This window comes from Clostridium sp. M62/1 (assembly GCF_020736365.1).
Lineage (GTDB): Bacteria > Bacillota > Clostridia > Lachnospirales > Lachnospiraceae > Otoolea > Otoolea saccharolyticum_A.
This window is the reverse complement of record NZ_CP085988.1, coordinates 661565-685359: the sequence shown is the minus strand read 5'-3', so window position 1 is coordinate 685359 and position 23795 is coordinate 661565. Positions and strand designations below refer to the sequence as shown.

The 23795-nt window shown below is 50.7% G+C and carries 25 protein-coding genes and 2 tRNA genes; 4 read left to right on the top strand and 23 right to left on the bottom strand.

Going from position 1 to position 23795, the window contains the following annotated elements; all coding sequences use genetic code 11:
- Positions 1–324 precede the first annotated feature (324 nt).
- The gene (locus LK436_RS03620; RefSeq protein ID WP_008396750.1) at positions 325–1020 is read left to right on the top strand and encodes an anaerobic ribonucleoside-triphosphate reductase activating protein; all 696 of its coding nucleotides are present in this window, start codon (positions 325–327) and stop codon (positions 1018–1020) included.
- A 12-nt stretch (positions 1021–1032) separates the two neighbouring features.
- Here LK436_RS03620 and LK436_RS03615 read toward each other — a convergent pair whose 3' ends face one another.
- The 23 genes from LK436_RS03615 to LK436_RS03505 form a co-directional block, all read right to left on the bottom strand.
- Positions 1033–2745 (bottom strand): hypothetical protein, encoded by a 1713-nt coding sequence (locus LK436_RS03615; RefSeq protein ID WP_008396752.1) that lies wholly within the window; start codon positions 2743–2745, stop codon positions 1033–1035.
- A 206-nt stretch (positions 2746–2951) separates the two neighbouring features.
- A tRNA-Leu gene (locus LK436_RS03610) sits at positions 2952–3037 on the bottom strand.
- Positions 3038–3084: 47 nt separating this feature from the next.
- Positions 3085–3166, bottom strand: a tRNA-Tyr gene (locus LK436_RS03605).
- A gap of 138 nt (positions 3167–3304) precedes the next feature.
- Positions 3305–5503 carry a glycoside hydrolase family 13 protein gene (locus LK436_RS03600; RefSeq protein WP_008396754.1) on the bottom strand — a complete coding sequence of 733 codons (2199 nt, stop codon included), beginning with the start codon at positions 5501–5503 and terminating at the stop codon, positions 3305–3307.
- Positions 5504–5968: 465 nt separating this feature from the next.
- The gene (gene ftsH, locus LK436_RS03595) at positions 5969–7762 is read right to left on the bottom strand and encodes an ATP-dependent zinc metalloprotease FtsH (protein ID WP_008396756.1); all 1794 of its coding nucleotides are present in this window, start codon (positions 7760–7762) and stop codon (positions 5969–5971) included.
- Positions 7763–7828: 66 nt separating this feature from the next.
- Positions 7829–8368, bottom strand: coding sequence for a hypoxanthine phosphoribosyltransferase (gene hpt / locus LK436_RS03590; RefSeq protein WP_008396757.1), 540 nt, complete (start codon positions 8366–8368; stop codon positions 7829–7831).
- Entirely contained in the window at positions 8346–9740 is a 1395-nt protein-coding gene (gene tilS, locus LK436_RS03585) for a tRNA lysidine(34) synthetase TilS (RefSeq protein WP_227910167.1), read from the bottom strand. Before tilS ends, hpt begins: the two co-directional genes overlap by 23 nt.
- A gap of 97 nt (positions 9741–9837) precedes the next feature.
- Positions 9838–11247, bottom strand: coding sequence for a SpoIIE family protein phosphatase (locus tag LK436_RS03580; RefSeq protein WP_008396759.1), 1410 nt, complete (start codon positions 11245–11247; stop codon positions 9838–9840).
- 141 nt (positions 11248–11388) lie between these two features.
- Positions 11389–11709, bottom strand: a complete 321-nt coding sequence (locus tag LK436_RS03575) for a septum formation initiator (protein ID WP_008396761.1) — start codon at positions 11707–11709, stop codon at positions 11389–11391.
- A gap of 57 nt (positions 11710–11766) precedes the next feature.
- Positions 11767–12093 carry a spore cortex biosynthesis protein YabQ gene (gene yabQ, locus LK436_RS03570; RefSeq protein WP_008396763.1) on the bottom strand — a complete coding sequence of 109 codons (327 nt, stop codon included), beginning with the start codon at positions 12091–12093 and terminating at the stop codon, positions 11767–11769.
- Between the two features lie 10 nt (positions 12094–12103).
- Positions 12104–12388, bottom strand: a complete 285-nt coding sequence (yabP, locus tag LK436_RS03565; RefSeq protein WP_008396765.1) for a sporulation protein YabP — start codon at positions 12386–12388, stop codon at positions 12104–12106.
- A gap of 62 nt (positions 12389–12450) precedes the next feature.
- Entirely contained in the window at positions 12451–12690 is a 240-nt protein-coding gene (locus tag LK436_RS03560) for an RNA-binding S4 domain-containing protein (RefSeq protein WP_008396766.1), read from the bottom strand.
- Positions 12691–12694: 4 nt separating this feature from the next.
- Complete coding sequence (locus tag LK436_RS03555; protein ID WP_008396767.1) at positions 12695–12970, bottom strand: HU family DNA-binding protein; 276 nt, start codon at positions 12968–12970, stop codon at positions 12695–12697.
- Between the two features lie 143 nt (positions 12971–13113).
- Positions 13114–13572, bottom strand: a complete 459-nt coding sequence (locus LK436_RS03550; RefSeq protein ID WP_008396768.1) for a MazG family protein — start codon at positions 13570–13572, stop codon at positions 13114–13116.
- Positions 13573–13767: 195 nt separating this feature from the next.
- Entirely contained in the window at positions 13768–14280 is a 513-nt protein-coding gene (locus LK436_RS03545; protein ID WP_044930859.1) for a stage V sporulation T C-terminal domain-containing protein, read from the bottom strand.
- A 175-nt stretch (positions 14281–14455) separates the two neighbouring features.
- Positions 14456–16027, bottom strand: coding sequence for a recombinase family protein (locus LK436_RS03540; protein ID WP_008396771.1), 1572 nt, complete (start codon positions 16025–16027; stop codon positions 14456–14458).
- A complete protein-coding gene (locus tag LK436_RS03535; protein WP_008396772.1) occupies positions 16027–17727 on the bottom strand; it encodes a recombinase family protein in 1701 nt (566 codons plus the stop codon). The genes LK436_RS03540 and LK436_RS03535 overlap by 1 nt, the downstream gene beginning before the upstream one ends.
- A complete protein-coding gene (locus tag LK436_RS03530) occupies positions 17727–19418 on the bottom strand; it encodes a recombinase family protein (protein ID WP_008396773.1) in 1692 nt (563 codons plus the stop codon). The genes LK436_RS03535 and LK436_RS03530 overlap by 1 nt, the downstream gene beginning before the upstream one ends.
- Positions 19419–19585: 167 nt before the next feature.
- The gene (locus tag LK436_RS03525; protein WP_008396774.1) at positions 19586–19810 is read right to left on the bottom strand and encodes a DUF6870 family protein; all 225 of its coding nucleotides are present in this window, start codon (positions 19808–19810) and stop codon (positions 19586–19588) included.
- A gap of 528 nt (positions 19811–20338) precedes the next feature.
- On the bottom strand, positions 20339–20827 hold the full coding sequence (locus LK436_RS03520; RefSeq protein ID WP_008396775.1) for a sigma-70 family RNA polymerase sigma factor: 489 nt from the start codon (positions 20825–20827) through the stop codon (positions 20339–20341).
- A gap of 183 nt (positions 20828–21010) precedes the next feature.
- Entirely contained in the window at positions 21011–21256 is a 246-nt protein-coding gene (locus LK436_RS03515) for a hypothetical protein (RefSeq protein ID WP_044930861.1), read from the bottom strand.
- The gene (locus LK436_RS03510) at positions 21253–21984 is read right to left on the bottom strand and encodes an ImmA/IrrE family metallo-endopeptidase (RefSeq protein WP_008396777.1); all 732 of its coding nucleotides are present in this window, start codon (positions 21982–21984) and stop codon (positions 21253–21255) included. Before LK436_RS03510 ends, LK436_RS03515 begins: the two co-directional genes overlap by 4 nt.
- A complete protein-coding gene (locus LK436_RS03505) occupies positions 21981–22241 on the bottom strand; it encodes a hypothetical protein (RefSeq protein ID WP_008396779.1) in 261 nt (86 codons plus the stop codon). The genes LK436_RS03510 and LK436_RS03505 overlap by 4 nt, the downstream gene beginning before the upstream one ends.
- A 204-nt stretch (positions 22242–22445) precedes the next feature.
- On the opposite strand from LK436_RS03505, the gene LK436_RS03500 reads away from it, so the two are divergent.
- The 3 genes from LK436_RS03500 to LK436_RS03490 all read left to right on the top strand — a co-directional run bounded on the left by LK436_RS03500 (position 22446) and on the right by LK436_RS03490 (position 23785).
- The gene (locus LK436_RS03500) at positions 22446–22865 is read left to right on the top strand and encodes a helix-turn-helix domain-containing protein (RefSeq protein ID WP_008396781.1); all 420 of its coding nucleotides are present in this window, start codon (positions 22446–22448) and stop codon (positions 22863–22865) included.
- Between the two features lie 66 nt (positions 22866–22931).
- Positions 22932–23444: an ImmA/IrrE family metallo-endopeptidase gene (locus LK436_RS03495; protein ID WP_008396783.1), complete on the top strand. Its 513-nt coding sequence runs from the start codon at positions 22932–22934 to the stop codon at positions 23442–23444.
- 11 nt (positions 23445–23455) lie between these two features.
- Entirely contained in the window at positions 23456–23785 is a 330-nt protein-coding gene (locus tag LK436_RS03490; RefSeq protein WP_008396785.1) for a DUF6050 family protein, read from the top strand.
- Positions 23786–23795 lie beyond the last annotated feature (10 nt).

The window sequence follows — 23795 nt, the reverse complement described above, 5'->3', positions numbered from 1 at the left end:
CGCTCATTATATCCTATCCTTCGGATATGACAGCCTCCGGCGGAATTTAGCGCCCGGCTTTCAGCAGTAAATGCTGAAACCGGTATGCGCAGATATAATGACTGCTTCGCAGTCATTATATCCTATCCTCTGTTTCTCTGGCAAGCCCGAAGAGAAAACTGACAGAAAGCCTCTGACAGGCTTTTGACGCCTCACGCAGCCTGAAACTTGCAATCCCGGCTCTTCTTCTTTATACTTACAGGTAGGTTCTGCCCACCGCTCTCTCCAGACGGGCATTTGCCGGTGTGCTCAGCCATAACTTTCAAAATCAGCGAGGTATCTGCCATGATCATATCAGGTTTACAGAAAACGACTCTTCTCGACTATCCGGGCCATGTGGCCTCCACGATTTTTTTGGGGGGCTGCAATTTCCGCTGTCCATTCTGCCACAACGGAGATCTGGTGAACGGTCCGTGGGAGGATCCCTTTGACCCGGAGGATGTCCTGGCTTTTCTGAAAAAGCGCTCCGGGCTTCTGGAGGGAGTCTGCATTACAGGCGGAGAACCCACACTTCAGCCTGATCTCGAGAAGCTGATCCACAGCATACGAAGCCTCGGCCTGTCTGTCAAGCTGGATACAAACGGCTACCGCCCTGATGTTTTAAAGGATCTCTGCCGCAGAGGGCTGATCGACTATGTGGCCATGGACATCAAGGCCGGCCACGGCAATTACGCAGCCGCAGCCGGCCTTCCGGGCATCGATATGGGAAAGATAGAGGAGAGCGTCTCCTTTCTGCTCTCAGGTTCTGTCGCCTGTGAATTCCGCACCACCGTCGTAAAAGAACTTCACTCAGAAAGTGACTTTTACGATATCGGCAGATGGATTCAGGGCTGCAGAGCCTACTATCTGCAGAGCTACAAGGATTCAGAGCAGGTTCTCGTTCCAGGGTTTTCCGCCTGCAGCCGCGAGGAGCTTCTCCATTTTATGGACATTGTGCGCCCCTTTGTGGAAAATGTGGAGCTCAGAGGCGTTGACTATTAAAGCACCTTTTGCTCACTCACCTACACGGATATCCGTATACCAGTACCCGAAGCAGTCATCTCCGGATGGCTGCTTCTTCGACAGTACGAAATCAGGGAAGCCAAACATGGAGGCCATGTATTTTTCATTTGGATGGTAATGGCCGGGGACCCCCAGCAGATACCTCGGCTCTCCATCCGGATTTTCCAGCCTGGCCAGAATCAGATAACGGTAGCTGTAATAGCCGTGAAGCAGAAAGCTGTTGTTTCCAAACACCCATACCTCTCTCGGAAGCAGACCGATATCCTGAGGCTTAATGGTCAGGATTTCGCAGCCGTCATCGTAGTCAAAAGCCAGAATCTTCGGATACTTTCTGCGAAGTCTCGCCCACATTCTCTGGTGGCTCAGAATATCCGGCTCCTCCAGCTCAAGGGGCGTAAATTCTTCCGCCTCCTGGGTATGGCTTCCCTTTTCCTCCCTTTCTCTGCCTGTCTGTCCGGATTCCTGAGTCCGGTCTGCTCCCGCTCCGACTCCATATATCACTTTTCCATTCAGCTGTCTTGCCCATTCTCCCGCGCTCATACTCTCCTGGGGTCTTTTCCTGGAACGGGGCCTTCCATAGGCAGCCTGTTCCCTTTGTTCTGCCAAAGGCTCCCTGGCACTGTCCCTGCCTTTCCCGGAAGTTTTATTTATCACAGGAGCTCCACTGACCGGAGGCACGGATCTTCCAATCAGGCGGGCTCTGATCCCCCTCTGCAGCTCCCCCGCCGCCGGGCCGACGGCCCGGCGGCCCGGCATGACAACGAACTCCTCTGAATAGTTTCTGCTCTCTCTCCGCTCAGGCGCAGCCTCCATCTGCCTCACGATTTCACCGTCTTCTTTTCTTACGTCCTTCTCCCTGTCTGCTCCCTTTGCCGCGGCCGCTTCCTCATTCCGGATATGCTCCTGCTCCTCACACTTTTCATCTGGCCCGCCGGCTTCTGCTGTCTGTCCGCCGTCCTGGGTCCGCACACTCTCTGCCTTTTCCTCATCCTCCTCTGTCCCCCCTGGACTCACCGGCTCTCCCTCTGTCTCCTGTACGGTCTGATCTTCAGGCTCATCCGGACTGCCCCCGGCATCTTTCTCACCATTCACCGAATCCCGCTCACCTGCGGCGAAAGGATCTGTCTCCTCTCTTTGAACGCTTTCCTGAGTCCCGTCTCCCTCTTCCGGCCCCGGCTCTGCCCCCCTGCTCTCAGCGGCAGCCTCCCTGGCAAGCTCCTTTTCAATCTCCCCGGAAATCGGAAGAACCAGCTCCGGCAGCACCTTGGCGCTCTGGTTTTCCTCTTCTCTCCTGCTTTTCTGCACATTTTCAGCCGTCACTCCCGCCAGGTCCACAGCCGCAGCGTGAGCCACCGCATCCTCCCATACGGTTGTATAGGTCCGCCAGCCGCTCTCCACGTCATGTATCGTCAGCCCGTAAAATTCCTCCAGGGTTTTCTGGCTTCCCTCCACATTGCCGGCATCCAGAACAGCCCGGAATTCTCCTGCTCCGTTTCTGGCAAAAAGCGTTCCTATTCTGAGTTCTCCGTCCCCTGACAGAAGGTAAACGCCCAGCGGATTTCCGCCCACAAAGATTTTCTTTACATTGACTGTAAGGCGGCATTGGCCGTTTCTCGTCTCCAGCTTGGCGAACCCTGTGTTTTTCCCCTTGATTCCGCCTTCGTATGTATAAATATATGATATTAGCCGCTGATAATTAGACATGCCATCACTCCTTTGCTATCTATTGTATGCAAAGGGAAAAGCAATCTATGACTGATGTTTGAAATTTTGCTGCGCGGCGGGTCGCAAAAGCGGCATTTTCCTTTTCGCCGCAGTGCGATCCTCGCGGAGCGTTTTTATATAACAGAGAACGAAGTTTCCTGTTATATAAAAAAAAGAGCTCTGCCAAAGCAAAGCTCTCATCTCAATGCCGCAGACCGGAATCGAACCGGTACGAAGTTTAACCCTCGCAGGATTTTAAGTCCTGTGCGTCTGCCAGTTCCGCCACTGCGGCATCCCATATGGTATCCCGTTTTGGGAATCAGCATCCTTGTGCTGAAATGGATGGAGGTGGATTCGAACCACCGAAGCGTGTCGCAACAGATTTACAGTCTGCCCCCTTTGGCCACTCGGGAATCCATCCAGGCTGATTTGTAACCGTGTTAGATAATAACACAATTTTATCAAAAAATCAAGCACTTTTCAAAATAAAATAGTAACCGTTCAGCCATGGGGAAAGCTTGGGCAAATTTTTCTTTCTGCAGGAGGCTCCATCCATAGCTTACGCCTCATCCTCCTGTTTTCTCACTGCCACCAGGACTATACTTCCCCTGGCCGGGACAGAAATCCTTGCCATCCCGTCCTTCACCTCATAGATGATGCGGCCCACATTATAGCCCTCCTCATAGGTCAGCATCCGGCGGTGAAGCTCCATCTCGTCTGTAATTCCCGCCTGCCAGACAGGAATTTCCGCCACTTTTTCCTCCATGGCAGTATTGACAGCCACCACTGCCCGGCTCTCATTTTCCCGCCGCTCTCTGTTGAACTGCTCTGACAGATGCCCTGTATCCCCTGTCTCCAGACAGGAAAAGTCTGCTCTGGCAAAGCCCCTTCCCAGAGCCTGTGCATGACTTCCGGGCTTCCAGCCCTCCACCACCCGGGCATAGGCGATCAGATCCTGTTCTGCCAGCAGCTTCCTCACCGATCCCTTCCTGAAGGCTGGATACCGCTTATGGATTCCTGTCATATACCGGTGGAACTCGATCAGCTCCTGATCTTCTTTCCCCCAGGGGTAGGTCCTTCTGTTGTCCGGGTCCGTCCAGCCGCAGAGTCCCGTCTCGTCTCCGTAATAAATGGTGGGCGCTCCCGGCCAGGTCATCAGCATCACCACTCCCTGGCGGAATATGCCGTAGCTTATGCCCTCTGACGCCGCCTGGGCTCCGGCACTGGCAAGGCGTCCCACCCGGCGGTTTGTCCTGGTCATAAACCGGGAATGGTCATGGTTGGAGAGCTCATTCATAGCCGCCTGGATTGACTGAGGCTGCATCCTGCACATATGGTAGCGCATCATGTCGAAAAATGCCGCGCCGTTTCCAAAAAGGCTCTCATTCGCCTCATCGCTGTGCTTTTCCATCCCTGTCAGAAACCAGGAAACAGGCTCCATAAAGGCGTCGTAATTCATCACCGTGTCCCACTGGCTGCCATCCAGCCAGCTGGACGGATCGCCGTAGTGTTCTGCCAGGATCACAGCTTCCGGGTTAGCTTTCTTCACCGCATCCCTGAATCTTCTCCAGAACTTATGGTTGAACTCACTGCTCCTGCCCAGGTCTGCCGCCACATCAAGGCGCCAGCCGTCAGCGTTAAAGGGAGGAGACACCCACTTTCTGGCCACATTCATAATGGCCTCGCAGAGCTTCTCCGATTCTTCATAGTTGAGCTTGGGCAGGGTCGAAAAGCCCCACCAGCCGTCATAGCTGTCATTAAAGGGCCAGCCGTCCTTATTGTTGAATTTGAAATAGCTCCTGTACGGGCTGTCGGCCGAAACATAAGCGCCCGGCTCATAATTTCCCTCGTGCTGGTAAAGCAGCTCTGCATCCATCCACTTGTTAAAAGAACCGCAGTGGTTGAATACGCCGTCCACGATCACCCGGATCCCCTTTTCATGAGCAGCCTCCACAAAGGCGGCAAAAAAATCGTCGCTGGCCTTTAAGTTTGTCATGTCAGCCGTTCTGGTGGCATATTTGCCGGCCATGTCATTGTCCATGTCGTTGGGGTCCACCAGCAGATCCAGATCCTCCGCGATGACTCCGTAGTGAGGATCGATGTGCTCATAATCCTGGCAGTCATATTTGTGATTGGACGGGGAAACAAAAACCGGGTTCAGATAGATACACTCAACTCCCAGACTTTTCAGATAATCAAGTTTATTCCAGACTCCCTTCAGATCCCCTCCGTAGAACCGGCCCACATCAAGGTTCTCCGGAAGCTCCTCCCAGTCGGAGACTCTCTGAACAGGGCTTCCGATATAGATATATTCATTCGTTTCCACATCGTTGGTCGGATCACCGTTGCAGAAGCGATCCACATAGATCTGGTATATAACGGCGCCCTTCACCCACTCCGGCACGTGAAAACCGGGGATAATCTCAAAGGCATAGGAGGCATCCGCCCTGTCCTCCGGCCCCAGGCGGTTGTAATAACAGACTTCACTGCCCAGGCGGATCTCAAAGCAGTAGGAAACGGGACCTTCCCCCAGCTCCATCGTTATCTCATAGTAGTCAAACCGTCCTTCACTGAACACGCGTCTCATGCGCCTTCTCACCTTTGTATCAGGCTCTAAATAAAAAACAGAGTCTGCATTGTCCCGCCCTGTGCGCAGCCTGAAACACACGGTATCCCCCGTATCCGGCTCATAGGGACTCCTGTAGTCCTCCGTCTCATCACAGAACAGCGCTTCCCTGTTAATCTTCATCATCATCATTCCCTTACTCTCTTCCCTGCGCCTTCAGCCGTCCGGCCAGCTTCAGCTGCATCCGCCTGTCCGCCGCGCGCTCAGGTAAGCTGCTTTTTGTTATCTTTTTCTATATTTTATCCCATCCTATGCCAATACACAACAGAAAAGAAAGATTTAAAGAAAGTAAAAGCAGCCGTTCAGACTGCTGCCGCAGAGCGGGAGACTGAATGACTGCAAGTAAAAAGGCCAGCGGGGTAAGCTGGCCTTTTTAGGAGAAGGTATTTCGTTTTTATGGGGTGTAGCAAAAACTATATAATGTATTGGGGGGGTTACGTGTATTATAATAGCATAGGCGATAAAATAAGTCTGCACAAACATAAGAGAATTTCAAAGGCTTTTTTGTGCATATCGCGAACCGCTGCCAAAACCCCGGAAAATATCAGCCGCCATTTCGCACAAACGATCAAAGAGTCATCCGAAAACACCCTGTTTTCAGGCATTCTGCTCCGTCTTTTCACTGTTTTCCACAGTCTCGTCAAACAGCTCCTCAAACTCAGCCTGACCGATTTTTTCCTTTTCGAGAAGCAGGCTGCTGCACCGGTGAAGAACCTCCTCATGCTCCATGATAATCTCCTTCGCCTTCTTGTAGCACTCGTCAATGATGCGCTTGATCTCCTCGTCAATCTTTGTGGCGACCTCCTCGCCGTAGCTTCTGGCATGGGCCAGATCCCGTCCGATAAAGACCTCGCTGCTCTCATTTCCGTAATTGATCATACCAATCCGGTCAGACATACCGTACTCCGTCACCATGGCCCTGGCTATGGCCGTAGCCTGGCGGATATCCTGGGACGCCCCGGCAGTGATGTCGTCAAACATCAGCTCCTCGGCAATTCTTCCGCCCAGGGATACCATGATCTGCTGGAGCATCCTGCCCCTTGTAATATACTGCTCATCCTTCTCCGGCAGAGGCATGGTGTAGCCTCCTGCTCCCGTTCCTGTAGGGATAATGGAGACGGTGTGCACCGGGCCGACCTCCGGCAGCACGTGGAACAGAATTGCGTGGCCTGTCTCGTGGTAGGCTGTGATCTTCCTGTCCTTCTCCGACATAATCCGGCTCTTTTTCTCTGTTCCGATTCCCACCTTGATAAAGGCTCTGTCAATATCGGCCTGGACAAGATATTTCCGGTTCTCCTTCGCCGCATTGATAGCCGCCTCATTCATCAGGTTTTCCAGATCAGCACCTGTAAAGCCTGCCGTGGTCTGGGCCACCCGGTGCAGATCCACGTCATCTCCGAGAGGCTTTGACTTGGTGTGGACTGCCAGAATCTCCTCGCGGCCTCTGACATCCGGCCTTCCCACTGCCACCTTTCTGTCAAAGCGCCCCGGTCTCAGAATGGCCGGGTCAAGGATATCCACACGGTTCGTTGCAGCCATCACGATAATTCCCTCGTTCACTCCGAAGCCGTCCATCTCCACCAGAAGCTGGTTTAAGGTCTGCTCCCTCTCGTCATGGCCGCCGCCCATACCTGTTCCTCTCTGACGGGCCACTGCGTCAATCTCGTCAATAAACACAATACAGGGTGCATTTTTCTTCGCGTCTTCAAACAGATCGCGGACACGGGATGCGCCTACTCCCACAAACATCTCCACGAAGTCTGAACCGGAGATGGAGAAGAAGGGAACGCCGGCTTCCCCGGCAATGGCCTTGGCCAGAAGTGTCTTTCCCGTTCCAGGCGGGCCCACCAAAAGCACTCCCTTGGGGATCCGGGCGCCGACGCCTGTATATTTCTGGGGATTTTTAAGGAAATCCACAATCTCCTCAAGCTCCTCCTTCTCCTCATTGAGCCCCGCCACATTAGTAAAATTCACCTTGCTGTCTCGGGTCATCCTGGCTCTGCTTCTGCCGAAATTCATCATCTTGGCGTTGCTTCCGCCTGCATTTCTGGTATTCATAAACATAAAGAATGCCACCAGAATGGCAGCGGAAAGGAGAACCGGCAGGATGATGTTCAGCATACTGTTCTCTCTTGGGATATCGTTTACCTCATAGGGAATCCCCTCTTTCTGAAAATCCGAGGCAAACTGGCTTACACTCAGGACGTTTACCTCCTCCTGCTCCCCGGATTTCATCCAGAGCTTGAGCCGCCCAGTATCATTTTCCGCGTTCGGTAAAATCAAGGCTCTCTCTATGCTTCCGTTTTCAAGCGCCACCATCACATCCTGCTCTGTCATGGCCTCATTTCCCAGAAAGCTGTTCGGCGTCTTCATCCAGATCATACCGAGCATAAAAAATGCCAGTAAGAGGAGGAGAAATCCTCCAAATGGCTGTCTCTGTTTCAACGGTCTTCCTCCTTATACTTCCACCACGCCGATGTACGGCAGATTTCTATATTTCTGATCATAGTCCAGTCCGTAGCCTACGACGAACTCGTCCGGAATCGTAAAGCAGGTGTATTTTACCTGAACCTGTTTCTTCACTCGCCTCTCCGGTTTGTCAAGCAGCGTACACAGCTGGATGCTCTTTGGATTTCTCTGCTTCAGCACCTCGATCAGATACGCCAGTGTGCGTCCGGAGTCAATGATGTCCTCCACAATGAGCACATCCTTGCCCGCCAGAGGCTCATCCAGATCCTTGACAATCTTCACGATTCCGCTGGACTCTGTGCCGGAGCCATAGCTGGAAACAGACATGAAATCCAGGGACACCTCCAGGTCAAGGCGTTTTGCCAGCTCGCAGGTGAAGAATACTCCTCCCTTCAGAATACAGATCAGGTGAACCGGACGGCCCTTGTAATCACTGCTGATCTGAGCAGCCACTTCGCTGATTCTTTTATTTACCTCTTCTTCTGTCAATAAAACTCGGATTTTGTCAGCCACAGTTTGTACCTCCATCTAAATGTACTTTTAAGATTCTCTTAGTCTGTTCCGTTACCTTATAGTATTCGCTGATCCTTCCCCCTATCATCCACAGGACATGGTTTCCCTCAGCCAGGAGGGGAATGCTCCCTCTCATTTCCCGGGGAATTTTTTCATCGATAAACAGGGATTTCAGGCTCTTACGCCCCCCTCCCTTCAGGGTAATGTAATCTCCGGGAAGGCGGTATCTGACAGATAACGTATCTTTTATTTTATCATAGTCAAACCATTTCGTATACCTGTTTTTGGGAATTTCGGCCTGATTTTCCCGGGGGATTACTTCCATAGAAAGGCGGGGAAGACCGTCCTTTGCCGCTGCCCTCTCCTTTTTTTTCAGAACCAGATTTTCATAGACCCGCTCTGCCCTCACGCCTCCCGGCAGATCCGCCCCTGCCCCTGTTCTCCCGTCCAGCAGAGACAGGATGGACTCAATATGGGAGGCATCGATATTCCTGAGGGGCCAGCCAAGTTCTGAAAATGCTTCCCGGATCACATAGCCCTGTTCAATATGCGCCAGGCTCCCGAGGGCTGAAACAGGGACAGCCAGCATCCGGCTCTTCTCCAGACAGGATTCCTTCCAAATTCCCTCCTTCTTCAGAAACTTCCCGGCCCGTTCCCGAAAGAACTGATCCGCTTCCCCTATGATCTCCCCGGCCCTTAAAATATGCTCCACCGCCCCCCGGTTTATCTCCTGAACCGCCATGGGAAGAATCTGATTTCTGAGCCGGTTTCTCGTGTAATCGTTCAGAAGGTTTGTGGAATCCGTCACATAGGAGAGGCCTTCTTCCCTCAGATATTCCAGAATCTCCTGTCTGGAAACACATAAAAGGGGCCGGATCACCCGCCCCCGTACCGGCGCAATTCCGGCCAGCCCCCTGAGGCCGCTTCCGCGAAACAGATGGTAGAGTATGGTTTCCGCGCTGTCATCCCCGTGGTGGGCCACTGCTATGCGCACAGGAAGTGCCGCTCCTTCCTGCTCCCGCTCCTCCTCTTCCCACCTGGCCGCCTCCTGCTCAAAGGCCTCATACCTGAGAAGCCGGCCTGCTTCCTCCTCGGAGATCCGGCGATTTTGCGCCTCCTGATGCGCGTTTTCCATTTTTAAAATAAAGGGAATATCCAGTTTCCTGCACAGCTCCCGGGAAAAATCGGCATCTCTGTCTGCCTCCTGTCCTCTCAGGCCATGGTGGACATGCACGGCCCTCAGCCGTATGGAAAGGCTGCTTCTCATATCTGTAAGAAGGCTCAGAAGGCAGACAGAGTCCGCGCCTCCGGAAAGGCCCACCACCACCCGCTGCCCGGCTTTCAGCATGCCGTTTTTCTCCATGTATCTGGAAACCTTTTCTCTCATCCTATCCCTTCCTCTCTCCTCTTTCGTTCCGTCTCCTCGCTCATTCCGTCTCATCGTTCCGTCTGCGGCCCCTCATCGTTCCATCTGTTTACTGTGCCTACTTTCCGAACACACCGCCCACCAGCACTGTCATATCATCTGCCGGGACAGAGCAGAAGGACAGGGCAAACTGCAGAATTTCGTCTGCCATATCCTGGGGGTTCTGAACGTCCAGCCCGTTTAGGAACTCGCAGAACGTCTGCTCCTTGTCCTCCCCCGGCAGGGCCTCAAGGATTCCGTCGCTGACCATGATAATCCTGTCATTATCCCACAGCTTCCTGGACAGGAGAATTGGCTCCACCGTATTCATAATTCCCATGGGGACATTTCCCGACTCCAGAAGCTCCACTCCCTCCCGGCCCATAATAAAGGTACCCACTGCCCCCAGCTTCATGCTCTCTAAAACCCCCGTGCACAGATCAATGCAGCACAGGTCAAGCGTCGCCGGATTCTGCTCCATCCCTGCCAGCAGAAGTACGGTATTTACCAGCTTCAGGGCCGCCCTGGCGGAGAAGCCCGTTTCCAGAAGCTGCTCTGTCAGCTCTATGACACGGCTGCTGTCGGCTGAGGCCGCCGGCCCGCTCCCCATTCCGTCCGACAGGCTCATGATGACCTGATGAGGCAGATTTTCATTAAAGGTGAAGCTGTCGCCGGAGATCAGCTCTCCATTCCTTACCGCCCTGGCGACTCCGTGGATCATCTGGTATTTCCCCTCCTCCACAAAGCGGAAGGTGCCTGTCCTCTTTGTGATAATGCTCTTGCTGTCCCTTGCGATGCCGAATCTGCGTCCTCCCACCGCTCGGGTCAGAATGTCCGAGGCATCTCTGGAGGTCACACACCTGCCGCCCAGAGTTCTCACAGTCAGATACGCCTCCCTCTGCTCATTCTCATATTCCAGTATCAGCATATTCTCCACCTTCATGTGGTGGCGCCTGAACAGATACCGCACGCTGTCCTCATAGTTTCCTGTAATATCAGCCGCCTGCTCCATCTGGCCGGAAAACTCCTCGAGAATGGACGCCATCTCACGAAACTGCACAATCACCGCGTCCCTGCTCTCCAAGAATCGGTTTTTCCAGGTGAGATTCATGGTGGCCCGCCCCAGATTCCTGTTAAGCTGACTTAAGTACTCCTCCCTCCTGCGGCAGGTTTCATTGAACAGCCTGGGCATGTCCTCCTCGTCCACCTTCCCCTTCTGCTCAAACGCCCTCAGAAGGTAATACAGATAATAGCTGTCCTCCTTCTGTCCTGTCTCATACAGATTGCATTTGCTGCAGTCGCCGCACACCATGGCCCCCGCCGTCTGCATGGCCGCAAGGCCGTCCTCAAAGCTCAGCTGACGCTTTGCCCCCACCTCGTCCGTAAAGGCTCTGGCAAGGCCGCTCAGGGAGCAAGCCATCTCCCGAAGCCGCTTCGCCGTGTAGACATTCACATCAGCCATATCTCTATGTATTTTCTTTCCAAGCATAAAAATCCCCTCCTGACCTGCGTGAACCCTATTATATACAGGCCGGAGGGAAATATTTGTCAAATCTGCGGCGTCTTTTGAAAAATTTAGTGACAGGATTCTCTCCTGTTCTGCCTGGACTGCGCAATTTCTGCAATCCTCTTACTTTTCCGGCTTCAGAAGGATCTCGTCCTTATTGACCAGTCCCAGCTTTTCCTTCGCAACTTTTTCTATATATTCTTTTGTCTGGACGTAAACCCGGTACTCCTCCAGATCCTCCGCCCGCTTTTCCTCTGCAGCCTTCTCCTTTTCCAGCTGCTCCTCCCGGAGGCGGTACTGCAGATCCCTTTCCTTCAGGGAGATCCCGCTTAAATGCACTGTGATAGCCAGACTGAGCACAACCAGGGTGATGCCTGTAAGGGCAAGACGGTTGGCGGCTCTCTCCTTCTTCTTTCTTCTCGCTGTTCTGCTGTTTTTCTTCACTCAGGCCGCCTCCTTTACGTGTTCTGCTTGTCTGGGGAGCTGTAAGCTCCTGCATCTTCATCTTTTCTTCATTCTAAAATATTTCTTCACTTTTTTCAATAGGGCAGGCAGAATCCGGCTGAAGGTTTTGTCCCATAAAAGCATTCCGATGAGCACAGAGGCAATAATGTAGATTCTCACCTCTCCCCCGTTTTTTACACTCAGAAGCGCAAAGCAGGAAATGCCGGAAAACAGCCAATAGACTACATCCTCAAGGCCTGTCCAAAGGGGAGTATGAGAAACGAGGAACCGAAACAGCCTCAGTACATCGTAGACCGCCATCAAAAAAATCCCCAGAACGAATCCGGCCGCCGCAAGAGAAAGCTCCGTGTACATTGTATCCATACGGCCGCCTCTATTTAAACAGACGGGCAAACAGCGATTCCCCCTGTTTGCGGTAGCTGTCATTAGACGAATAGGTAAGGCTGTCGACCATCCCCTCTATATCCACCTCTCCCTTTTCCAGCGTCAGGCGGCTGACATGCAGTCCTTTTCCCTTGACCGTGAGAAGGCCCATGTCTGTGTCCAGAACAATCTGATTTTCGTCAAAAGCCACTACGTCCTGAATTCCCGTCACGCTGCCCTTGCCCCGGTTCATCAGATCCAGCCGGTGGGGACGTCGGTTTATCTTTTCTTCCATAACAAAAACCTCCTGACATATTTAACTATTGTTAAATATATTAGGAGGTCTGTCTCTTTATGTTATAAATAACGGTAAAGTTCCTTCGCGTCATCCTTTTTCACCGTCTCGGCCACATCGAGGACTTCCACCTTCACAGATTTCACCCCAAACTGAATCTCTATGATGTCCCCTGTTTTCACCGCATAGGATGCCTTGACTGCCTTGTCATTGACCAGCACTCGCCCTGCATCGCAGGCCTCGTTGGCCACTGTTCTGCGCTTGATCAGACGCGATACCTTTAAAAACTTATCTAATCTCATTTAATTATGCGTTTACCATATCCTTTAACGCTTTTCCAGCTTTGAACTTTGGTGTCTTGGAAGCTGCGATCGGCATTGTCTCGCCTGTCTTCGGGTTTCTTCCCTCTCTTGCTGCTCTCTCAGAAACTTCAAAGGTTCCAAAACCAACTAACTGAATCTTTCCGCCCTTAACTAACTCCTCAGAAACTGTATCTGTGAAAGCCTTGATTGCCTTCTCTGCGTCCTTCTTGGAAAGCTCTGCCTTCTCAGCTACAGCTGCGATTAACTCTGTCTTATTCATGATTGATTCCTCCTACATCTTCTTGCGAATGAGTCCTGGCTGCCCTGAAGCCCGAAGGCCAAAACAGCAGTATTACTCCTGCTAAACCGCTAAACACTTTACCTTACATTTATATACATTTATACCTGCTTTGTCAAGGTTTTTTATGCTTTTTTAGCTTTTTGGGCACGGGCTTTTTCAGCTTTTTCAGCCCTTTTTATCTGCTCCCACTGGCTGCCTTCTTTTTCGTCTGTTTCCGGCACTCTTCCTCCAAAAACCTTCGGATGTCTGCGGACCATTTTGGCACTGATCCCGTCCACCACCTGCTCAAAAGTAAAGAGGCCCTGCTCCTGCGCCATCTGGCTGTAAAATACCACCTGAAACAGCAGATCTCCCAGCTCCTCGCAGAGATTGTCCATATCCTGCTGCTTTACAGCCTGAACCACCTCCTTGGCCTCCTCTGTCACACAGGAGACCATACTCTCAAAGGTCTGCCTTCTGTCCCACGGGCAGCCCTCCTCTGATCGGAGGATCCTCATAATGTTTCTCAGATCCTCAAGACTGTACGGAGCCTTCCTCTCCTCTGAATATTCTCTCTTCTTTTCTCTCAGATATTCTTCCACAGCCGCTTCCCCCTTTCAGCATAATGCCTATCCTTCGGATTTCTTTACCTATGGATTGTAACACATCCTCTCCCGGAAAGGGAAGAACAAGGTCTCTCCTGCAGAACAAAAAAGGCATCCTTCGCAGCATGGGACTGAACTGCCGCAGCCAGCCCTGCCTGAAGGACGCCCTGGACATCCGCTCTTAAAATCTCCTTAGCCCTCCATCTGACGTCCCAGAAAACCGGCGGCTGTGGAGACCAGCTTCAGCTCCGGCTCTCCGAATTTTATTCTGGACTCCCGGCTCAGGAGCGCCACAGCGCCGATGGCATCTCCCTCACAGATAATGGGGGCAATCACCTGTGCCGTTACGCCCTCCGGCTCTTCGGAGATAATGGGAATAAAATTTCTGTCGTCCTTTCCCGCCGTCACAATCTGGCGTTCCCCGATGAGGGTTTCCAGCTGCCTGCTGACAGGCTTCTGAAGATAATCTTTTTTGGGTCCTCCTGACACTGCAATCACCTGATCCCTGTCTGTGATGCACACTAAAAGGCCCGTGCTCTGGGCCATAGCCTCGGCGTACTGGGAGGCGAAGGCAGTCAGCTCTACCATAGGGGAATATTTTTTCAGGATAATTTCCCCCTCCCGGTCTGTAAAGATCTCCAGAGGGGTTCCCTCCCGAAGCCTAAGGGTGCGCCTGATCTCCTTGGGGATTACAACGCGGCCCAGGTCATCCCTTTATGTCAAGTAGGTGCAAAAAAATTTTACAAACTATCCGAAAAGCCTTTAATATCAATGACTCTGGGCTTTCCGGACGGCGCTACGATGCACCTACGAGGTTTCGATAGATTATGTTATTTTAGGAGCAAATTCGACAGATTTGCCCCGAAATGAAACACCGGAGTCAATTCGCAACTCCGATGTTTTCATCGGTGTCGATTTTTGATTCGTTGAACTTCCAGACAATCTCGATTGTCTCAGTGTCATAAACAAGTACACGTTCAACTGCATCATACAGATGCTCTCTAAGTTTGTCATCAGACAAGCCGGTCATCCGGCTTGCTGCTTCATGCCGTTCTTCTGCATCGAGACTTTGCTGATGGAAGACCTCAAGCTGGGTTTCACAGGATTCAAGCTGCTCTTTCAGGGCGGCTTGTTTTTGTGCAAGGGCGTCTTTGCCGGACAGATACTCTTCCGGAGTCAGCTTCCCTTCACGGTAGTTTTCATAAATCGTAAACTTCTCACGATCACAGGCATCATACTGAGCTTTCAGCAGGACGAGCTGTCTTTCCAGACTTTCACCTTTGCTTTTCGCTGCCTTTCTGACGGCTGCGGATTCAACACTGACGATCTCGATCTGTCTTTTCAGTGCTTCAAAGACGATTTCTTCAAGTGCGCTTTTCCGCCAGCGGACGTTTTCACACGGGCTTCCATCGTGATACCGATGGGATGGACAGGCAAATACGGTTCCATTGGCTTTCTCAAGTTTTCCGCCGCAATGGGCGCAGAAGTAAACTCGGTCTGACTGGTCATGGGAGCTTCGGACAAACTTTCTACGCCTCTGGATTGCCTCTTGTGCCTGTTCGTATTCATCCTTTGTCACAATCGCCTCATGCGCATTTTCGCGGATATACCATTCTTCTTTGGGAACGCGCCGCTGGTTTTTGTCACGGATGAATCTGCTTTCGCGGATATGGTTGACCATTGTTCCAGTGTACTTCACGCTCTCTATCATAGTCAGAATACCGCGATGTGTCCACTGGGGCTTCTTGGAAGACGCCTTTCTGGACACGGCTTTATGCTGGGCGGGTGTTGGAATGCCCTCCGTATTCAGTTCCTTTGCAATCTGTGTGCAAGACTTGCCACCAATCACTTCCATGAAAATACGGTGGACTATCGGAGCGGTTTCCACGTCGATGATAAGGTGATGCTTGTCAGCAGGATCGGCTTTATACCCGTATGGGACTGTGTTCACAAACTTTGCCTTCTCCTGTTTCATTCCCATTGCAGACTTGACCTTCTTGGACAGGTCTTTGCTGTAATAGTCGTAGATGAGGTTTTTGAAGGCAATATCCATACCGATAGTCTTGCCTTCATGTTTCGCACTGTCATAGTGGTCATTGATAGACTTGAAGCGGATGCCGAGAAACGGGAAGATATGCTCCAAATAGTCACCAACTTCAAGATAGTCTCGCCCAAAACGGGAAAGGTCTTTCACTACAATGCAGCTAATTTCCCCATGCTTCGCATACTCTATCATCTTTGCAAAGTCAGGGCGATCAAAGTTTGTACCGGAGAAGCCATCATCACAGAACTCTATACGAGGCAGATCGCAGAGAAGCGGATTCTGATCCAGATGACGATTGATGAGCATACGCTGTGATGCGATGCTGTTGCTCTCGTCCTTGATTTTGTTTGTGCGCTTGTCAACGTCTTCAAGCGACAAGCGCAGATAAATTGCGATTTGCTGCTTCATCAAGCAACCTCCTTCCTGATTTTCTCGCAAGTCTTCGTAAGTGCTGCAAACTCGTCCATATAGCTGAGTTTGATTTCCAATGTGCCGTCCTCATGAATTTTCATGGTCTCGATGAAAGCGTCTGCCATTTCTTCGGAGATTTCCGTCGCGTCGTGGAAACGGCGGATCATCTGTTTCCACTTCATTTCGCCGGTAATCTGTTCCTCTGTCTGATTCTTTGGCGCTTCCAGCTCAGATAGGTTTCTCTCAATCGCCCGGATGTCCTCCATGACGATCTCTTTATGATGGCTGTATTCGGCATCAGAGAGCAATCCTTCCTTGAGATCAACATACATACCGCTAAGGAGGGACTGCTTTTGCGCAAGTTTTTGACGCAGTGTCCGTATCTCCTGAACGGTATTGTCTTGCTTAACCATGACTTTTTTCATTGCCAGCAGAGAATGAAGCGTCTTCTCCATATCGAGGAATACTTCCATCTGAGACTTGATGAAGGAAAAAACTGCATCGTCAAGATCCTGCTTCCGTATTTTCACGTCGGAACAACCTCTTGTTCCATGCTCGGCGTAGGTCGGGCATTTGAAGGTGAAATACACCTTGTCCTTCTTCGTGCTGATGGAACGCTGCAATTTCATAATTGCTCCGCACTCGGCACATACAAACTTCTTCCCATAGATATTTTTCGCTTTGGGTAGATGATCGTACTTGCCTGAATTGGCTCTCGTGCGTTCTACGGCTGCACGGTTGATCTCCTGCACCTTTTCAAACAGTTCTTCACTGAGAAGTGGTTCATGGGTGTTTTTTGCGATGATCCATTCGTCTTCGGACGTGATGTGATAAGGGATGCCTCCATAGAGACACTGACTGCCTTTCTTCTGAGCTAAATGCCCGATATAGACGATGTTTTGAAGGATTTCGGTTATCATGTGCTTGTTCCACAGAATGACCCGATCCTTCTTATTGAAGTTCGTTTCCACCCCACGCTCCCGTTTGAGCTGACTGGGGGAAAGAATACCGGCGTCGTTGAGCTTTTTGTTGATGCCCATGTAGCTGACACCTTCGGCTCTCCATTGAAATATCTGGACAACAATCGGCGCAGTCTCAGGGTCGATCAGAAGATGGTTCTTGTTCTCAGGGTCTTTACGATAACCATACGGTGCATAGTTTCCGATATAATCCCCGCGCTCCATCTTCGCTTGAAGGGCTGTTGTGACCTTGCGCGAGATGTCCTTCGCATAAAAATCATTGACGATGTTCGACAGGGAGGCGGATAAATGCCCCTCGCTTGTTACCGTCGCAGTATCAAAGGAGTCATTGACGGAGATAAAGCGCAGATCGAAGAACGGGCAGACCTTTTCAATGAACTGAGATGTTTCGATATAGTTTCTGCCGAGACGGGATAAGTCCTTCACCACGATGCAATCTACAATGCCCATCTTGACGGCTTCCATCATCCGGTTAAACTCTGGACGGAGAAAATCGGTTCCGGTATAGCCGTTGTCAACGAACAGCGCCGTCTTCTCAAGATACGAACGTGACGCAATATAGTCTTCAAGGAGCGTGGTCTGGTTCTCAATTGAGTCCGAACCTTTTCCGTTATCCTCGACGGAGAGGCGGACATATAGAGCGGTTTTCCAGCGGCGGATAGGAGTATCAACTGCTGGGGTAGGGAGATTTTGCTTTTTCCGCGATACTCGTGCCATTAGACCACCTTCCTTTCAAAGCGAATGACTTTATTCGCGTCCTCCTTTTCCTGACGTTCGCGCAGGAACTCGACGATAGATGCAAAGCGGTCACAGTGCATGAGACCGACATCAATGTCTTTGTTCTCTCGAATATGAATATAGTCGATTAGGTTGACCACGGTGCTTCGAGTGAGTTCCTTGATATTTGCGTATTTTCTGAATTGCTCAAGCCAGCTTTGTTGCTCTGCCAGCCCACCCATCACGCTGTTTCGCTCACTGGTGAGCCGCATAATGGTGTCGCTTGCCTCCTTGATCTGTTGGTCGAACTGAGCTGTGAAGGCTTTGTATTCCTCACGGCTGATAAAATCGCTCTTGAAGTCTTCATAAGCACCGGTTTTCAAGCGGCGGTTCTTATCAATGATTTCTTCTTGAAACGAAATTTTTGCTTTGATCTTCTCAATCTCACGGTTTTCCCAAGCCATATCATCAATCCGCTTCAACGCATCTGCCATGTTCATAGCGGCATCAATATGTCCCTGAACAACAGCGAGAACGGCGTCATATACAACAGATTCTTTGATGCTGTGAGCCGAGCAGGAGGTCTTGTCGCTCTTGTTGCCACCGCAGATGAAATAGGCATATTCCTTTTCTCCGCAGCGTGATACTCTGCGTACCATCGGGCTTCCGCAGTCAGCACAATAAATCTTCCCGGAAAACGGATGGACGCCGGTTGCACCGGACGGGCTTCTTGTATCATCAAGCATGAGCTTCTGAACAAGATCGAATTGAGCATGAGCAATGATAGGCTCATGGGCATTTTCTGTCCGCGCCCACTCGCTTTGCGGCTTCACTATGGTCTTTTTGACCTTGTGGTTCGGAGAAGTGGTTTTGCCCTGTACCAGTGTTCCGGTATAAATCTCGTTCTTGAGAATGCGATATATCGCAACGGCACTCCACAGAGCGACCTTCTTCGTCTGGAAACAGGTGCGTTGCTTTGAGCCATTCGCCTTCTTGTACTCAATCGGAGAAGGGACATTGGCGTCATTAAGCCGGTCTGCGATCTGAGCCGGAGACAGCCCCTCTATCTTCCACTTGAAAATGTCCTGCACAACCGGCGCGGCAACCGGGTCAATCACCAACTGGTTCTTGTTGTCCGGTGATCTCAGATACCCGAAAACCACACGAGAGCCGACAAACTGTCCGTTCCGTCGCTTCGCATCAAGGTTTGATCTGACCTTGATGGAGATGTCACGGCAATAGGAATCGTTCATCAGGTTCTTGAACGGAAGGACAAGCTCGTTGTCTGCCGCTCCGGGCTGTGCGCTGTCATAGTTGTCGTTGATTGCAATAAAGCGAATACCGAGGCGGGGGAATATCTTCTGGATGTAGTCACCAGCCTCAATATACTCACGACCAAAACGCGAAAGGTCTTTCACCACGATGCAGTCAACCAAGCCAGCGCGGACAGCCTCCATCATTCTGTTGAAGTCAGGACGCTCAAAGTTTGCGCCGGTAAAGCCGTCATCGCAGTATTCTTTTACTACGGTAATTTCCGGGTGCTTCTTGAGGTATTCCTTGATGAGCATTCTCTGGTTTGAAATGCTGTCACTCTCAAGTTTTTCGCCGGAAATAGAAAAGTCGCCATCTTCCTTTGATAATCTCAGGTAGATGGCGGCTTTATAATCTTTATCCAAAGATAATTTCAGCATAAAACGCCACTCCTTACTTTATTCCGGTCTGATAACCCGAAAACTAAAGTAGCAGTGGTGTTTCGCTGATTTTGTCCATGCTTATTATAGCACAGTCCAAAGCAATTATCCAGCCTTTTCAGATTTGTTCACAAAAAAGATTCTTTTGGGGTTATCCGACGGCTTTCTCACATACTTGCAAGCAGATTTACGAAATTGTCATTGATCGTAGCCTGAGTATTTGCGTAGGAAACCCTAACTACCGTGTTGCCGACCTTAAACATATAGGGATTTTTGATCTGCTCCACATAGGATTTCATCCGATCTTCTACCGACATGGAACGGTCAATTTTGACGTCCCGAATATCCACCAAGGAGTCGAGAAGTTCTTTTCTGCTTCTCTCATTCTCCATAACATCACCGCCTTTTCACGAGTATTCTTACCCAATATTTACCTTCTTATGCGTTAAGCCGCGAGAACACTTTATCAGCAAATTGATAGGCAGCAGTCATGAGGACCGCTGCCCATAGTATTCACTGATAAGTCCTTTCGGACGTTTTCACAGTGTTCTACTTCCGGCATATTTGCAGCTCGCGCCCCTGCCGAATTGGGAATGCTGCGGACTACCAATGGTCAATCGGTATCATGGGACTCTCACCCCTCCGAGGATCGCTCCGAGCCGCCCCTTCAAAGAAAAGACGGAAGTATCATTATACCCGGCATCTGCATCGTCGCAAGCAGCCGCACCACACGGCTGTTATAGCTCTCCGGAGGTCGCTCGTTCCCTTTCGGGAGGTCTTGGCGTCGGAAGCTGTGTTGCTTCGCAAAAGCGGAAGGATCCGCAGCACTGAACTATTCAGTTTTCAAGGATCAGTGAAGCGGTCTGATTGACCCCTTCACTTTACAACGGACATTTTTTTAGAAAAAAACAGGGGTCGCATCAAAATTTCTTGAAAAATTTTTTTGCTTTCCGCTTGACGTACTTTGCGGTTTCCTGAACGCTTTGAGCGCGGATGCCATTTTCTTCTGCGTATTCCTTGTAGCTCTGCCCTTTCAAGAAGCACTCAATGAACACCCTCTGTTGATTCGCTGTGAGATACTTCAAGAAATCTGACACACCAGCGTTGAACGCGGTCTCCTTGGTAAAGTCACTTGGATCCATGAGCCATGCAGATGCCTCACGCTCTTCGCTGGGAATCGCATCAAGTGAGAGCAACGTCGGAGTAGAATCGGACGGTTCATCCGCATAGACATCATCTGTCCCGTAGCTACGACGAACTCGCTTTTCTTCAACACGAAGGATTTTCATGACCTCACGGTCAACCTCCGTTACTTCGCCGGTGATTTTCACGCGCACCATGCACTTTCCGTCCTCCGTGGTCCAGAGGTCGTAGTCGAACTCGACAGGGGTTTTAGGGATTCGTTTCATTGCTTGTCCTTTCCGCTGGCGCGGAGCAGCGGATGGACAAGCCTAAAAAAGAGCCGCATGACGGTGAGTTGTGATCCCATGCCGATAAAACAGAGTGCGAACACTCTGTTCATGCGGCATTAGGAAGACTCACCAGTCAGCGGCTCCACAGCACAGCTATCAAATATTTATTTGTTAAACTCCTTATCCTCTGTTGAGGTGGAGATATAACCTTCTCATACTGAGAACATTGAAGACGGTTTCTCTTCCGCAGAGCTTACACTTTGCCTGAACGTGACCTCTTGTGTCCTCAAAAACGATGATGGTATTGTGATGACAGTACGGGCATTCCATCGTTCGCCTCTTCTGGCTGGCGATGGCGATACGCGCCCGTCTGATCTTCATCTGCATTTCAGCAGACGGTTCAGTAACACGGATATTCTTTTTCATGCCCATACCTCCGTCGGATCATCGAACTCTGAATATGGGCGGTCTTCGAGATAACCAAGCTGGCGCAGACGGATGACGGCTGCGGACTGGGAAACACCAAGTTGAGCGCATATCGCTCTGAGCGACAGGCGATCCCGGTATGTAAAGTAGCCGCCATAGGACGTCAGCTTCTTCTCAGGGATGAAATACCACGCGGCAAGGTCAACTTCTTTCTGCGGCATCAGGATTGCCGCTCCGAGGACGTTTGCTTGCCATTCATTCCAGTCCTCATGTGTTTTGAGATCACGCAGCGAATAGGCTGTTCGTGCGGAATACTGCCGGTTGCAGCGTTGCTTGACTTCATCGGATTCCATCTGATAGAGAATCTGATGAGCGCATTCGTGGGCAAGCGTGAAGCGCCGCTTCCCGCAGAGCTTCTTTATCTGCCCTTGACGGATGAAGCTCTCATCGAGCAACACCTGATTACATCTGAGCGGAAGTGTTCGCCTGACACCCTTTTCCTCAACGATGTACTCTGTATCAGTATAGGCAGTCAAGCCGCAGATACTTCCATCAGAGGAAAGTCGGGCAAAAGACACTTGCAAGCCGAGATAGTCTCTTGCGAACTGATCAATCGGCGTGGCACGAGCCATACGGACTTCCTCGGACTCCGTGCCGAAGAAAAACTTGTTGAAGTCTTCCGTGACGGCTGCTGCAATTTCTTCGATTTGCTTCTGAGATAAGATCACCGGGCATTCTCCTTTGCTTCGACAAACCACTTGTCTCCTTCATGAAAAAGGAACGACTCCTTTCCTTTAATCATGACTGTGTAACGGATGCCGCCACCACCAACCTTCTTGGATGTGGCGCGGCATTTGTAAAGAATCTGGTCGATCTGAAAAATCAAACCGTCCTTCCAACGGATGAGCCGGGGCTGAATTGCACCTTCCTCATCGACATCGAGATTTACCGAAACATACGCTTTTCGGCACTTCGAGCAGTTCATGAGCTACCTCCGTTCATAAAAAAGTTACCTGTTTTTCGACACGAAATTCCTCAACATTATTGACACACACATCGTTCGTGTGGTATCATAATTACGAACAGAGATTTCGTGTAAATATAGTATAGCACGAACATCATGTTCGCGTCAATAAGATAGACGAAAGTTTTGTTCGTGTTCACGGAAAATTTAAGAAAGAGGTGCCTTATGGGATTCAAAGACAGGCTTAAAGAGAAGAGAGTGGAGGCAAACCTGACGCAAGCCGCTCTCGCAGAAAAAGTCTCTGTTACTGCAAGGACAATTCAAAATTATGAGCTTGGCACTCGAAAACCGACAAAATACGACATTGTAAAAAAACTTGCCGAAGCTCTGAACACAACGCCGGAGTATCTTCTCGGCAACGGCGGAATGCTCGTTCTCGCAGCACAGGAACAAGGCGGAGCAAAAGCGGCGCGTGAAATAGACGAACTGGTGAGTGAAGTCACCGGTATGTTCGCGGGAGGTAAGCTCAGTGAGGATGCGCTTGACGGCGCGATGCAAGCACTCACCAGAGCCTATTGGATTGCAAAGGAAAAGAACAAGAAGTACACGCCAAAAAAATATCGGAAAGAGCAGCCGGAGGAATAAGTCCGGATTTTTGTACAGGGTGTTCTTTATAATTGATCATGATGATCCACGAATGGAGGTGGCGCGATGAATGCCGAACAGCTATCAAAAGTTGGCAGCGATCTTGTACGACGCTGCGGCACACGAGATCCTTTTCAGATAGCAAAAGAGCTGGGCATCATTGTTCTGGATGATTGCGAAAACTTCGGGCAACTCAAAGGAATGTATCGCGTTGTCAAGAAAAATCGCTTTATTTTCTTGAATCAGGATTTAAGTCCGCAAACGAAGCGTATTGTATGCGCTCATGAGATCGGTCACGACCGACTGCACCGCGCACTTGCAAAAGGTGATGGATTGCAGGAGTTTGTGCTTTACAAGATGAACTCTATCCCTGAGTACGAGGCGAACATTGTTGCGGCTGAGATATTACTTAATTCCGACGAGGTGCTTGAGTATATTTACGATTATGGGTACACTTCGGCGCAGATTGCACAGGCAATGCACACAGACATCAACTTGATTGCCTTGAAGATTGCGCATCTGGCAGAGACAGGGCATGACCTACGCCGGATAGATTACCGAAGTGATTTTTTGAAATAAAGAGGTGGCGTATGACAAGAAGCGAAGTTATGAAAGACTTCATGAAGAAGACCGTGGTTCCGGTCGCTGTTGCACTCCTGCTGTTTTCTGTTTTCAGCCGCATATTCGTTGAGAACGGAACGCCGGATTATTTCCTGATTTGGCTTGCTTGCGGAGTGCCGTTCGGCATCGGAAAGATGTTCACGCTTATCCCGATTGGCTTTGGTATTTCCGGGACAGTAGGTGTTGTCGCACTCAACCTTGTCCTCGGCGGTCTGATCGGCGGCGTAATTCTGATCTGGAAGCTGGCAGTTGCTATCTGGTATCTGCCGCTGAGTGTAGTTCGTTTTGTGAAGGCGTAAGGGAGGCTAT